The sequence below is a fragment of the Streptomyces sp. 11x1 genome (assembly GCF_032598905.1).
Taxonomy (GTDB): Bacteria; Actinomycetota; Actinomycetes; order Streptomycetales; family Streptomycetaceae; genus Streptomyces.
Map to the genome: position 1 here is coordinate 3270411 of NZ_CP122458.1, position 14380 is coordinate 3284790.

At 69.3% G+C, this 14380-nt stretch carries 7 protein-coding genes and 3 pseudogenes; 8 read left to right on the forward strand and 2 right to left on the reverse strand.

Annotated elements, in window-relative coordinates:
• The first annotated feature begins 122 nt into the window (after window positions 1-122).
• From P8T65_RS14030 to P8T65_RS14055, 6 genes and pseudogenes are all read left to right on the forward strand, one after another.
• Window positions 123-2189 (forward strand): M4 family metallopeptidase, encoded by a 2067-nt coding sequence (locus P8T65_RS14030; protein ID WP_316725739.1) that lies wholly within the window; start codon window positions 123-125, stop codon window positions 2187-2189.
• A gap of 261 nt (window positions 2190-2450) precedes the next feature.
• On the forward strand, window positions 2451-4112 hold the full coding sequence (locus P8T65_RS14035) for a M4 family metallopeptidase (RefSeq protein WP_316725740.1): 1662 nt from the start codon (window positions 2451-2453) through the stop codon (window positions 4110-4112).
• Window positions 4113-4192: 80 nt separating this feature from the next.
• The gene (locus P8T65_RS14040; RefSeq protein ID WP_230220505.1) at window positions 4193-4726 is read left to right on the forward strand and encodes a DUF1990 family protein; all 534 of its coding nucleotides are present in this window, start codon (window positions 4193-4195) and stop codon (window positions 4724-4726) included.
• A gap of 79 nt (window positions 4727-4805) precedes the next feature.
• A complete protein-coding gene (locus P8T65_RS14045) occupies window positions 4806-6320 on the forward strand; it encodes an ATP-binding protein (protein ID WP_316725741.1) in 1515 nt (504 codons plus the stop codon).
• 92 nt (window positions 6321-6412) lie between these two features.
• Window positions 6413-6733, forward strand: a pseudogene (locus tag P8T65_RS14050) (IS30 family transposase); the annotation flags it as partial.
• Between the two features lie 112 nt (window positions 6734-6845).
• A pseudogene (locus P8T65_RS14055) lies at window positions 6846-7199 on the forward strand (transposase family protein); the annotation flags it as partial.
• 115 nt (window positions 7200-7314) lie between these two features.
• Here the strand turns inward: P8T65_RS14055 and ltrA are convergent.
• Window positions 7315-8778 (reverse strand): group II intron reverse transcriptase/maturase, encoded by a 1464-nt coding sequence (gene ltrA / locus P8T65_RS14060; RefSeq protein WP_316723494.1) that lies wholly within the window; start codon window positions 8776-8778, stop codon window positions 7315-7317.
• A 593-nt stretch (window positions 8779-9371) separates the two neighbouring features.
• Between ltrA and P8T65_RS14065 the strand changes: the two are divergent.
• Window positions 9372-9773, forward strand: a pseudogene (locus P8T65_RS14065) (transposase family protein); the annotation flags it as partial.
• A 312-nt stretch (window positions 9774-10085) separates the two neighbouring features.
• On the opposite strand, the gene P8T65_RS14070 reads toward P8T65_RS14065, so the two are convergent.
• Window positions 10086-12722: a glycosyltransferase family 1 protein gene (locus tag P8T65_RS14070; protein ID WP_316725743.1), complete on the reverse strand. Its 2637-nt coding sequence runs from the start codon at window positions 12720-12722 to the stop codon at window positions 10086-10088.
• 345 nt (window positions 12723-13067) lie between these two features.
• Between P8T65_RS14070 and P8T65_RS14075 the strand changes: the two genes are divergently transcribed.
• The gene (locus tag P8T65_RS14075) at window positions 13068-14279 is read left to right on the forward strand and encodes a S8 family peptidase (RefSeq protein WP_316725744.1); all 1212 of its coding nucleotides are present in this window, start codon (window positions 13068-13070) and stop codon (window positions 14277-14279) included.
• Window positions 14280-14380 lie beyond the last annotated feature (101 nt).

Sequence of the window (14380 nt, forward strand, 5' to 3'; positions counted from 1 at the left end):
CGCGCGGCACCCCCACGCATGTGGTTTTCGCGTTCGTCAGTGCACACCTTGTTCTGCCCGGACGGCCACCAGTCGTCCGGTCTCCCCTGGCCGTGCGAACCGCGGCCGTGCAGAAGGAGTCAGTGTTGAGACGCCAGTCCCACAGACGCACCTCCCACACCGGTAACACCTTCGGCCGCACCGCCCGCCGGCGCACGGCCGCCGGCGCGCTCGTCGCCGTCACCGCCCTGTTGGCCGCGGCCGTCCAGTCGGGCGCCGCCACCGCCGCCCCGGAGAAGGCACCGTCGGCTGCGGGCAAGGCCACCGGCACGGCCTCGGTCAAGCTCACCCCCGCCCAGCGGGCCGAGCTGATACGCGAGGCCACCGCGACGAGGGCCCAGACGGCCGAGGAGCTGAACCTCGGCGCCAAGGAGAAGCTCGTCGTCCGTGACGTGGTCAAGGACCGCGACGGCACCGTGCACACCCGCTACGAGCGGACCTACGACGGCCTCCCGGTCCTCGGCGGCGACCTGGTCGTCGAGACCTCGAAGGCGGGCGCGACCGAGGGCATCGTCAAGGCCACCAAGGCGAAGATCGCCGTCCCGTCGCTGACGCCGACCGTCAGCAAGGGCAAGGCCGAGAAGCAGGCCCTCGGCGCCGCGAAGGCGGAGGACGCCAAGAGCCCGGAGATCAACCGCGCGCCCCGCAAGGTCGTCTGGGCCGCGAGCGGCACGCCGGTCCTCGCCTACGAGACGGTCGTCGGCGGCTTCCAGCACGACGGCACCCCGCAGGAGCTGCACGTCATCACGGACGCCACCAGCGGCGCCAAGCTGTACGAGTGGGAAGCGGTCGAGACCGGCACCGGCAACACCGTCTACAGCGGCCAGGTGACCCTCGGCACCACCCAGTCCGGTTCGACGTACAACCTCACCGACGGCGCCCGTGGCAACCACCGCACGAACAACCTCAACCGCGGCACGTCCGGCACCGGGACCCTGTTCTCCGGCCCCGACGACGTGTGGGGCAACGGCGCCCCGTCGAACCTGGAGTCGGCCGCCGCCGACGCCCACTACGGCGCGGCGCTGACCTGGGACTACTACAAGAACGTGCACGGCCGCAGCGGCATCCGCGGTGACGGCGTCGGCGCCTACTCGCGCGTGCACTACGGCAACAACTACGTCAACGCGTTCTGGCAGGACTCCTGCTTCTGCATGACGTACGGCGACGGCTCCGGCAACGCCAACCCGCTCACCTCGATCGACGTGGCCGCGCACGAGATGACCCACGGCCTCACGTCCAACACGGCCGGCCTGAACTACAGCGGCGAGTCCGGCGGTCTGAACGAGGCCACCTCGGACATCTTCGGCGCGACGGTCGAGTTCTTCGCGGCGAACACCTCCGACGTCGGTGACTACCTCATCGGCGAGGAGATCAACATCAACGGCGACGGCACGCCGCTGCGTTACATGGACCGGCCGAGCAAGGACGGCTCGTCCAGGGACGCCTGGTACTCGGGCATCGGCTCGATCGACGTGCACTACTCCTCGGGCCCCGCGAACCACTTCTTCTACCTGCTCTCCGAGGGCAGCGGCGCCAAGACCATCAACGGCGTCAGCTACAACTCGCCCACCTCGGACAACCTGCCGGTGATCGGCATCGGCCGGGACAAGGCGGAGAAGATCTGGTTCCGCGCGCTGACCACCAAGTTCACCTCGACCACCAACTACGCGGGCGCCCGCACCGGCACCCTGGCGGCGGCCGGTGAGCTGTACGGCACCACGTCCGCCGAGTACACGGCCGTGGCCAACGCCTGGGCGGGCGTGAACGTGGGCACCCGGCCCGGCGGTGGCGGGGGCGGCGGCACGTCGTTCGAGAGCACGACCGACGTATCGATTCCGGACAACGGCGCGGCGGTCACCTCGCCGATCACGGTGTCCGGCCGGACCGGAAACGCTCCCTCGAACCTGGCGGTCGCCGTGGACATCGTCCACACCTACATCGGTGACCTCCAGGTCCAGCTGGTCGCCCCCGACGGCACGGCGTACACGCTGAAGGCGTACGGCACCGGCGGCAGCTCGGACAACATCAACACCACGTACACCGTGAACGCGTCCTCCGAAGTCGCCAACGGCGTCTGGCAGTTGAGGGTCCAGGACAACGCGGCCCGGGACACCGGGTACATCAACAGCTGGAAGCTGACGTTCCCGTAGGACACCCGCGCGCACCTGTGCGCACCCGCGCGCGCAGCCGCGCACACATCAGCAGGCACGCGCTTCCCGGTGCCGACGGGCGTCGCCCCGGTGGGTCACTTCCCGCCGGGGCGGCGCCCGTTCATGTTCCCGCAACATTCACCGGACAGTTGACTTTCGGCCAACATCATCACCCCCTCCTGACATGAACACGACTCAGGTGTCACTCTTCCTCCACCCGCCGCACCAGCACCAGCGAACTCCCCCACATAAGGAGCTTGTGTGACTCCCCTCTACGCGCGTCACAAGCGCACCACGCTCGCCATCGCGACCGCCGTCGCCGCCGGCGCGCTGCTCACCACCGGACTGACCTCCGGTGCCACCGCCCAGCCCGCCCCCGTCGCGGACAAGGCCCGGCCGGCCGGGGCCCCCGTCCTGCTGACCCCCGCCGCGCGCACCGCCCTGATCAAGGAGGCGGACGCGGCCACGACCGCGACCGCCGACGAGATAGGCCTCGGCGCCAAGGAGGAACTGGTCGTCCGTGACGTCCTCAAGGACGCGGACGGCACGGTCCACACGCGCTACGAGCGCACCTACGGCGGCCTCCCGGTCCTCGGCGGCGACCTGGTCGTCCACGAGTCGAAGGCCGGCGACATCAAGAGTGTCACCAAGGCGACGACCGCCACCGTCAAGGTCCCCGACCTGACCGCGGCCGTCACCAAGGCCACCGCCGAGAAGCAGGCGCTGAAGGCCGCCAAGGCCGAGGGCTCCACCAAGACCGCGGCCGACAAGGCCCCGCGCAAGGTCGTCTGGGCCGCGAGCGGCAAGCCCGCCCTCGCCTACGAGACGGTCGTCGGCGGCTTCCAGCACGACGGCACCCCGCAGGAGCTGCACGTCATCACCGACGCGGAGACCGGCAAGAAGCTGTACGAGTGGGAGGCGATCCAGACCGGCAGCGGCAACAGCCAGTACAACGGCCAGGTCACCATCGGCACCTCGCGGTCCGGCTCGACGTACCAGCTCAACGACCCCACGCGCGGCGCCCACAAGACGTACAACAAGGCGCGTGCCACGTCCTCCTCGGCCGGCACGCTCTTCACCGACGCGGACGACGTCTGGGGCACCGGCACCGCCACCAGCTCCTCCACCGACCAGAACGCCGCCGTGGACGCCCACTACGGCGCCCAGGTCACCTGGGACTTCTACAAGAACGTCCTCGGCCGCAACGGCATCAGGAACAACGGCGTCGCCGCGTACTCCCGGGTCCACTACGGCAACGCGTACGTCAACGCCTTCTGGTCCGACAGTTGCTTCTGCATGACGTACGGCGACGGCGCGGGCAACACCAAGCCGCTCACCTCGATCGACGTGGCCGGCCACGAGATGACCCACGGCCTGACGTCCAACACCGCCGGGCTGAACTACAGCGGCGAGTCCGGCGGCCTGAACGAGGCCACCTCGGACATCCTCGGCACGGCGGTCGAGTTCTACGCCGCGAACACCAAGGACCCGGGCGACTACCTGATCGGCGAGAAGGTCGACATCCGCGGCAACGGCACCCCGCTGCGCTACATGGACCAGCCGAGCAAGGACGGCTCGTCGGCCAACTACTGGTCGTCGTCGCTCGGCAGCCTGGACGTCCACTACTCCTCGGGCCCGGCGAACCACTTCTTCTACCTCCTGTCCGAGGGCAGCGGCGCCAAGACGATCAACGGGGTCGCGTACAACTCCCCCACCTCCAACGGCGCCACGATCGCGGGCATCGGCCGGGACAAGGCCGTCCAGATCTGGTACAAGGCGCTGACGACGTACATGACGTCGACCACGAACTACAAGGGCGCCCGCACGGCGACCCTGAACGCGGCGTCCTCGCTCTACGGCGCGAACAGCGCGGAGTACGCCGCGGTGAACGCGACGTGGGCAGCGGTCAACGTCACGGCGTGACATCACGGCCTGGTTCCCAGGCTGCTCGGGGCGGTACCCGGAGAGAAGGCGACTCCGGGTACCGCCCTAGTCTGTGCGCCATGCCCGAAACCACCGGCCCGCTCCCCGAGGGCCCCTTCACCTACGAGGCCGTCGGCGCGACTCGCGAGGGTCACTGCCCGCCGGACTTCAACCCCCTCCACGTCCGCTCCCGCATAGGCGAGGGCACGGACGTGTTCGAGCGGGCCGCGCACGCCGTCCGCACCTGGGAGATGCACCGCGCGCTGGGCGTCGGCATACGCGCGTCCGCCCCCGAGGCGGCCCCCGGCGTCGACGTGACGGTCACCCTCGGCGGCGTGATCAAGGCCCCCTGCCGCGTGGTCTGGACCGTCGACGAGCCCCGCCGCAAGGGCTGGGCCTACGGCACGCTCCCGGGCCACCCGGAATGCGGCGAGGAGGCCTTCGTGGTCGACCGCACGGGAGACGGCACGGTCTGGCTCACGGTCACGGCGTTCAGCCGCGGCGCGAAGTGGTACGCACGGGCGGGCGGGGCGGCGACGCGGGGGTTGCAGCATGCTTATGCGCGGCGGTGTGGGGTGGTGTTGCGGAGGCTGTGCGATCACCCGAAGGAGTAAGTTCCGTCGAAGTCGATGCCGACAGATCCCGTCTACATAGACTTAGACGAATCGACGGCATCGACCACGGAAGTGCCCCATGGGACGACATACGACTCAGCATCCACCGATCCCGGACAAGCCCCAAGACGTGGTCGACCGCGAACGGGAGTGGGCACTACTGACCGACTTCATCGGCGACCCCTCACCGGCCATGCGACTCGGCGTCGTGTCCGGGCGACGACGCCACGGCAAGTCGTACCTCCTCCAGGCACTGTCGGAATCGCTCGACGGCCTCTATGTCACCGCCATCCGCGAGGAAGGCCGCCTTCCGGCGCTGCAGCGCTTCAGCGACGTGATCGCCTCGCACGCCGGACTGCACTCCGGCGCTCTGAGCCTGCCGGACTGGCCGGCAGTGCTCAACAGCGCGATCAACGTCGCGGCGCGTCGCTCGAAAGTGCCGCTCCTGATCATCGACGAGTTGCCGTACCTGCTGCAGCACTCACCTGAACTACCGGGATTCCTACAGCAGCTGTACGACGACCATCAGCGCGGTGAGGGTATCGGTGCCCGCGTCATCCTGTGCGGATCAGCCATGAGCGTCATGCACGAGCTGCTCTCGGGCACGAAGCCCCTACGCGGACGCGCGGTCATCGACCTGCGCCTGGGCGCTTTCGACTACCGGGCCAGTCGCCGCTTCTGGCAGATCGAGGACTTGCCCACCGCACTCCGCGTCCACGCCGTGCTCGGCGGCGCCCCTGGTTACCAGCCCATCGCAGGGAACCCGACACCGAACGACGGTTTCGACTCCTGGGTGTCCCGTACGCTTCTGGACCCCGGCCGAGCGGTCTACTCCCGCACGGAGACCGAATACCTACTCCGTGAGGACCCTCGCATCACCCAGCACACCCTCTACTACGACATCCTCTCGGCCATCGCCCAGGGCGCGACCACGCCCACCAAGATCGGCGCCGCCCTCGGCCGCCCGCGCAACGCGATCGCGCACCCGCTGGACGTCCTGGAGTCCACGAGCTACATCCACCGGGAACAGGACATCCTTCGCCCCCGCCACCCGGTCATCACCCTGGTGGATCCCGTGATCCGCTTCAACCAGCTGATCACACTCCCCCAGGCATCAGCCGTGGAGCAGGGTTTCGCTGAGGAGGCATGGAAGGCATCCACTCCCACCTTCAACTCCAAGATCCTGGGCCCCCACTTCGAAGAACTCGCCCGCACCTGGACCCGCCGCTACGCCCACACGGTCCTCCCGGACGGCCTCCCGGGCCCGGTCGGCACCACGGAGGTCCCCGACCCTTCGGCCCGCACCAAACACGAGGTCGACGTCATCGCCCTCGCCCTCGGCGAACGCCCCCAGTCACCACGCGCCCGCATCGCACTCCTGGGCGAGGCGAAGGCGACGGTGGCCCGACGCGGAGTCGCCGACCTACAGCGGCTGGAACGCATCCGGGACTTGCTCTCGGAGCAGGGCTACGACACGAGCGGGGTGACTCTGGCGCTCTTCTCGCTGTACGGGTTCCATGCCGACGTGAGGGAACTCGCGAAGCGGCGCGGTGACGTACTGTTGGTGAACCTGGAGACGCTGTACGGCATGTGAGATACCTGGTGACGCACTCCTCATCTGTGCCGTCAGCCGCTCGGACCGCACGCCAGTACCGCCACCCGTCGAGCACGGTTCCCCGGACCTAGAACGGGCCGCCGCTGGCCGGTTACGGAGCGGTGACGATGAAGAACGCGCTGGCAGCAACGGTCGGCACCCTGCCCGGGCAACTACGGCGATCGCTGACCTGGGACCGCGGCAAGGAGCTGTCGGTACACGCCCAGTTCACGATCGAGACCGGCATCCCGGTCTACTTCACCGACCCGCACAGCCCCTGGCAACGCGGCACCAACGAGAACACCAACAAGCTGCTCCGGCAGTACCTGCCCAAAGGCACGAACCTGTCGACGTTCAGCCAAGACGATCTTGATGTCATCGCGACGAAGCTCAACAACCGTCCGCGCAAGTGAGCCCTTTTCAAGCTGCGGTGCCTGACCGCGAGTTGGACTGTCCTGCGCAACGACGAAGCTCCTGGCAGACGGGTTCTCGACCAAGATCACCCGTGTCCGCCAGGAGCTTCGCGTGCTTGTCCACCCGTCCTCGATTGATCTGTCCAGCCGCACCCTGCGGTTCCTGACCGGACAACTGACAGCCCGGCGGCAGGAGATCGGAACACGGTGGCGGCGCCTTCCCGCCGCACGTCAGGCACTGCTCGCCCTGGCCCATCTACGGTGCCGTGACACCTACGCCCAGCTCGCTGCCGGGTTCGGCATCGGGATCGCGACCGTCTACCGCTACATACGTGAAGCCGTCGAGGCCCTGGCCGCCATCGCCCCGTCCCTGGCCGAGGCGATGAAGACGATCCGGACGAAGGCGTTCGTGATCCTCGACGGCACCCTGCTGCCGATCGACCGCATCGCCGCCGACACCCCGTACTGTTGAGTCGGCACGGAGCGCGGTGCTGGTGTTGCCACCGGTCCGTTTCTCCGTGCCGCTCGCCGAACCCGGCGTGCGGCTCTCACCGCACCGGGCTCTCCACGGTCTCTGCCGTTCAAGCGTGGTTGAGTGTCCAGGGGCTGGGGATCGTGTTGCCCCGGTATCGGTAGCGGGTGACCGCAATCGAGACCATGGGGAACAGTTCGATCCCGTCCGCCGAGAGCTTGTGCCACCGGCCGTTGTGGTCGGTGAAGCGCCGACGGACGTCCTTCCACCTCCAGCGATGCAGCACCATCCACCAGCTGGTCACCCGTCGCCATACGAACTGGTCCAGGGCTTTCAGCGTGGTCTTGCATACCGCGTGCTTGAAGTAGTTGACCCAGCCGCGCAGAATCGAGTTGATCCTCTTCAGCACGGTCCCCGGGTCCTGCTGCGACGTTCTGTTCGTCAGGGCACGGATCTTGTCCTTCAGCTGCCGGATGGGCCTCTTGGCGATGAAGGTGTAGACGTACCACTTGTTCGATCCTCGCTTGCGGCGCCACTGGATGTGGAACCCAAGGAAGTCGAACCCGTCCGACATGTGCACGATCCGAGTCTTGGCCGGTGACAGCCTCAGCCCGAGAGGGTGCAGTACGTCGGCGATGTCCTCGCGCAGGCAGGCGACGTCGTCACGGCTGCCGTCGACCAGGACGACGAAGTCGTCCGCGTAGCGGACGATGCGCCAGTTCGCGCGGCCGTGAAGACGATGGTGCGCCCGCCTGCCTCTGGTGGACATCCTCCCGCCCGGCTCCCACGGCTCCATCACGTGCTCGTCGAGCGCGGACAGGGCAATGTTCGCCAGCAGCGGGGAGAGGATGCCGCCCTGCGGGGTGCCGGTGAAGGTCTCCTCGCGGCCGCCGCCCTCCGTGAGGACGCCGGCCTTGAGAAACGCCTTGACCAGCCGCAGCACGCGCTTGTCCTTGACTCTCGCGCGCACCCGGTCCATCAGGGCCGTGTGGTCGATGGAGTCGAAGCACGCCTCGATATCCGCATCCAGCACCCAGCGATAGCCGCTGGTGCCGTAGCGGTGGATCTCGGCGATCGCGTCGTGTGCGCGCCGCATGGGCCGGAAACCGTAGGAGACCGGCAGGAAGTCGGCCTCGAAGATCGGCTCGAACACCAGCTTGAGGGCTGCCTGGACCACCCGGTCGGAGACGGTCGGGATGCCGAGCTTGCGCACCTTCCCGCTTCCGCCGGGCTTGGGGATCTTGCGTTCGCGCACCGGCAGCGGGCGGAATTCACCCGTCTTCAGTACGCGTTGCAGGTCCTCAAGGTAGCCCGGGAGGCCGAGTTCCCGCTCGACGTTGACGACTGTGAGGCCGTCGACGCCCGGGGTGCGGGCTCCCTGGTTGCCCGCGACCCGTTCGAACGCCACGAGCAGCGTCGCCGGGTCGCATACGAGGTTGAACAGATCGTCGAACCTGCGGCCATGGTCAGCCGCCGCCCAACGGTGAAGCTTGGTCTGCATCCCCGATACTCGCTGGTGAGACCCCAACGGGGCCTCGGGAGCACCACTGTTCAGTGGTGCGTCTTTCGGCATTGCAGCCTCCTTCCCTTCTCGAAACCGCTGCCGCCCTTCCCCATGTGCCGGGCTCTCCCCGGCTCGGAGTACTACGGCGGCTCCGCCCCGTCCCGGCCCGATCGGCCGACGATGGACCCAGCCCTCCGCCCGAACTGGACGCGCGGCAGGAGGGCGGAACCGGGACGGTTCCCGTGTTCGCTCGCTGTTCGATCGTCGGAGTAGGAGCCCGGCTATACCCCCGCGGCCTCGCCACGGCTACCCCGCAGCACTTCACCGTGGCCTCCCCGCGCGACCGAAATAGACCACCCAGGAAGTTCCCCGCCAGCCGAATATCCAGCAGGGACGCACCGCATCCAGCCGTCATCCACCAGGTTCGAGCTGGCGTGCCTTAAGGAGGCGTAGACGCCGGTTCCTCGCGTACTCCTCTCCGTCTCGCTTGCCGGACCCGCACCATCTGGCAGTACTGGCACGTCCCGGCTTTGTCGGGGCTGCTTCCCGCCCTCCCCGGCACCTCCCGGTTCAGGCTGCCCCCAGCTTCAACCGCCCTGCTGCGACAGGGCGATGGTGGCGGTCTTTCACCTCCACTCGAACAACGAGCGCCTCACGGCGCACACTCCGGGAAACACAAACGCCACGGCATGAACGTCCAGGTCCTCACCGATCCGTTCGGACGGCTGCTCTGGGCCTCGCCGGCTCTGCCCGGCTCGACTCACGACCTGACCGCCGCGCGGCAGCACGGCATCATCGAAGCCCTCGCCGATGCGGGACTCAAATGCTGGGCGGACAAGGCATACCAAGGCGCCGGCGGACCCGTCCGCGTACCGTTTCGGGGCCGCCGCCTCAAACGATGGCAGCGTCGCCACAACACCACCCACGCCAAGATCCGCTGCCTCGGCGAGCGGGCCATGGCCACCATCAAGGGCTGGCGCCTCCCGCGGAAGATCCGCTGCAGCACCAACCGAATCACCGACGTGGTGAAGGCCGTCCTCGTCCTTCACCACGCATCAGCGTGAGGTTGGAAAAGGCTCACTGACTCCTGGCGGGTCCGCGCCGGCACGTGGATTACCTCGCCCTCGCCCACCACGTCCTCGACAACCGGCGCCGACAACCCTGAAAACACAGTCTCCACAAGGGAGTTGACGTTTCGCACGCGATGTCGACGATGCTGATCACGCTTCGTCACCACCGATTACGGGACAGAGCCGCTCACCGTACAGACCCCTCACCGACCGTAACCAGCTGCCCTCGGCCTCAGCGACACGTTTTCAGTCGCTCCACCGCCGGGCAGCGGGCGAGGTGAGCGGCGCGCACCCCGCCCGCTCGGATCACCGCATCAGCACCCCCGCCCCCTCCCCCAGTTCCTCCGAAGGCGCCACCACCAGCCCCAGTTCGGCGGCCGAGGCCAGCAGGCGGTGGGTCGGGAGGATGCGGACCGTGTAGCCGAAGGAGCCCGTGCGGTCCAGGGCGAGCGGGCCCTCGTAGACCCAGCGGCCCTCGTCGTCGGGGCCGCTCGCCGGCTTCAGCGGAACGCAACTGGCGTCGGTGATGCGGTCGTCGGTGTCCACGCGCCCGGAGACCGCCTGGACCTCGACGTCGTCCGGGCCCAGGTCGCCGAGGCCCACCCGGACACGCAGCAGCAGCGTCGCGCCCAGCTCGGCGGCCGTGCTGAGCGGGGCCGCCGAGGTCTCCACGTGGTCCACGCTCACCCGGTGCCAGGCGCCCCGCACCCGCGCCTTCCACGCGGACAGTTCGCGGGCCGTGTCCGGGGTCAGCGACCGGTGCGCGCGGGCGGCGGGGGTGTAGAGGCGGTCGACGTACTCCCGGACCATCCGGCCCGCCAGCACCTTCGGCCCGAGATGGGTGAGCGTCTCGCGGACCATCTCGATCCAGCGGTCGGGCAGCCCGCCGGGGCCGCGCTCGTAGAAGCGGGGGGCGACCCGTCGTTCCAGCAGGTCGTAGAGGGCGGCCGCCTCCACGTCGTCCCGGCGGTCCTGGTCCTCCTCGGACGCCGTGCCGTCCGCCGTCGGGATGGCCCAGCCGAAGTCCGGCCGGAACCACTCGTCCCACCAGCCGTCCAGGACGGAGAGATTGAGACAGCCGTTGAGGGCCGCCTTCATCCCGCTCGTCCCGCACGCCTCCAGCGGGCGCAGGGGGTTGTTCAGCCACACGTCGCAGCCCGGGTACAGCTTCTGCGCCATCGCCATGCCGTAGTCGGGCAGGAACACGATCCGGTGGCGGACGCGCGGGTCGTCGGCGAACCGCACCAGCTCCTGGATCAGGCGCTTGCCTCCGTCGTCGGCCGGGTGCGCCTTGCCCGCCACCACGATCTGGATCGGGTGTTCCGGGTGGAGCAGCAGCTCCATGAGGCGGTCCTGGTCGCGCAGCATCAGCGTCAGACGCTTGTACGAGGGGACGCGGCGGGCGAAGCCGATCGTCAGGACGTCCGGGTCGAGGACGCCCTCGATCCAGCCGAGTTCGGCCGTACCCGCACCACGCTGCCGCCAGGAGGCGTACAGGCGTTGCCGTACCTCGACGACGAGTTGCTCGCGCAGGTCGCGGCGCAGGTCCCAGATGTCCTGGTCGGGGATGTCGCCCACGGCGTCCCAGCGTTCGGAGCCGCCGACGGTCATGGCGTCCTCGGTCCGTTCGTCGCCGATCTGGCGGGCGCCGAGCCGGAAGACCTCCGGGGCCACCCAGGTCGGGGCGTGCACGCCGTTGGTGACCGAGGTGATCGGGACCTCGTCCGGGTCGAAGCCCGGCCACAGCCCGGAGAACATCTCCCGGCTGACCTGCCCGTGCAGCAGCGAGACCCCGTTGGCGCGCTGGGCGAGCCGGAGCCCCATCACCGCCATGTTGAAGACGTTCGGGTCGCCGCCCTGGTACGTCTCCATGCCGAGCCCCAGGATGCGGCCCACGTCGATGCGCGGCAGTTCGGCGTCGGGGCCGAAGTGGCGGGCGACCAGTTCACGGTCGAAGCGGTCGATGCCGGCCGGGACGGGGGTGTGCGTGGTGAAGACGGTGCCGGAGCGGACCGCCTCCAGGCCGGCGTCGAAGTCGAGCCCCTCGTCGCCGAGTTCGGCGATGCGTTCCAGGCCGAGGAACCCGGCGTGGCCCTCGTTGGTGTGGAAGACCTCGGGCCCGGCGTGGCCGGTGAGCCGGCAGTACGTGCGCACCGCCCGGACACCTCCTATGCCGAGCAGCATCTCCTGCAGGAGCCGGTGTTCGCTGCCGCCGCCGTAGAGCCGGTCGGTGACCCCGCGTTCGCCGAGGTCGTTCTCCTCGACGTCCGAGTCGAGGAGCAGCAGCGGCACCCGGCCCACCTGGGCCTCCCAGATCCGGGCGTGCAGCCGGCGGCCGCCGGGGAGGGCGAGGCCGACCTGGGCGTGGGTGCCGTCGGCCTCCTGCAGCGGCACCAGGGGCAGTTCGTTCGGGTCGAGCACCGGATAGTGCTCCTGCTGCCAGCCGTCCCGGGACAGGGACTGCCGGAAGTAGCCGTGCCGGTAGAGCAGGCCGACGCCGATCAGCGGGACACCGAGGTCGCTGGCCGCCTTCAGGTGGTCGCCGGCGAGGATGCCGAGGCCGCCGGAGTACTGCGGCAGCGCGGCCGTGATCCCGAACTCGGGCGAGAAGTAGGCGATGGCAGCGGGGAGTTCGGCACTCTGCGCCTGCCCCTGGTACCAGCGGTCGCCGGTGACGTAGTCACGCAGTTCGTCGGCGGCGGCGGTCAGCCGGCGCAGGAAGCGCCGGTCCTCGGCGAGTTCGGCCAGGCGCCGTACGGAGACGGAGCCGAGGAGTCGTACGGGGTCACCGCCGGAGGCGGCCCAGCGCTCGGGATCGACCGACTGGAAGAGGTCACGGGTCTCCGGGTGCCAGGACCAGCGCAGATTGCGCGCCAGTTCGCTCAGCGGATGGAGGGCTTCGGGCAGGACGGGTCGGACGGTGAATCTGCGGATGGCCTTCACAGAGGATTCCACCTTCGCGCCAGGACGTACGGGCCGGGGGACGCACTCCGCTGTGCGCCGTTCGTCACCCCCCGACGGTAGCGGCGCGGGGGCCGTGGCAACTACGGCGCGTCCCTCCGTATGCAATTACGGCGCATCCGTACCCCGGCCGCCCGGCGGGGCAGTCCGCCCCGGCCCGTTCAGTCCTGAATTCGTCGCAACCCGTCAGCAACATCCACATGTACCCCACAGGTGATATTGGCCGATTCCATCCCTCTGCGCGGCCTTGTGGCGCTTCACCCCGCACGAGAGGCTTCCGGTGAACCCCGGTGTGGGAGCGCCGGGCCGAGGAGGGGGTTCTCAGACATGCGCCAGCCGGCAGAGACGAGAAACAGGAGTGCGCGCCGGGCGGGTGGGCTCACGGCGGTGATGACGGCCGCGGCACTTTCGGCCATCACCCTGCCCGCGCACGCCGCACCGGAGGGGTTCGTCCACGGCGCCGGTGGCCCCGGCTCCGTGGGCGGCAGTTACATCGTCACCCTCGAACCGGGAACGAGGGCCCCGTCTACGGCGGGAGAGGGCATAGCGTCGAAGTACGGGGCGAAAATACGCCATATGTACGGCAGCGCCCTGAACGGCTACTCCGTGACGGTCGGTGAGAAACAGGCCAGGCGGCTCGCGGCGGACCCCCGGGTGGCGTCGGTCGTCCAGGACACGAAGGTCGCCTACACCGGCAGCCGTCCCGACCCGCCGTCGTGGGGCCTGGACCGCGTCGACCAGCCGAGCCTGCCGCTCGACAGGAGCTACACCTGGCCGCAGTCGGCGGGCAGGGGCGTCACCGTGTACGTGATCGACACCGGCGTACGGATCACCCACAAGGACTTCGGCGGACGGGCGAGCAGCGGCTGGGACTTCGTGCAGAACGACCGCTCGGCCCAGGACGGCAACGGCCATGGCACCCATGTCGCGGGCACCGTCGCCGGCACCGCGTACGGGGTCGCGAAGAAGGCGAAGGTCGTCGCCGTCCGGGTGCTCGACGACGCGGGCGGGGGCACGACCGCCCAGGTCATCGCGGGTGTCGACTGGGTCACCGAGCACGCGAGGAAGCCGGCCGTGGCCAATATGAGCCTCGCCGGTCTCGGCAACACCCAACTCGACGAGGCCGTGCGCAACTCCATCGCCTCCGGCGTCACCTACACGGTGGCCGCGGGCAACGACGGACGGGCCGCGGGCCTCTACTCTCCCGCCCGCGTCAAGCAGGCGATCACGGTCGGCGCCACCGACCGGAAGGACGTCCGCGCCGACTTCTCGAACTGGGGCCCGAGCCTCGACCTGTTCGCGCCCGGCCGGTCGATCACCTCCGCCTCGCCCCGGAGCGACACCGCGCGGGCGACCCACTCGGGTACGTCCATGGCCGCACCGCACGCCGCGGGCGCGGCGGCCCTGTATCTGGCCGACCGTCCACGGGCCGCTCCGGCGGAGGTGGCCAGGGCGTTGGTCAAGCGTGCGGTTTCGGGCAAGGTCAAGGACAGATATCCGGGCTCCCCGAACAGGCTTCTCCTCGTCGACCGCCTGTAGGAACCCGTAACACCACTGGTGAGCGGGTCTTTACCGAGAGCGACTACAGTGACCGGCCTCGACCCCTTCGGACGAGGCCGGTCTTGTGTGTAGACATACGC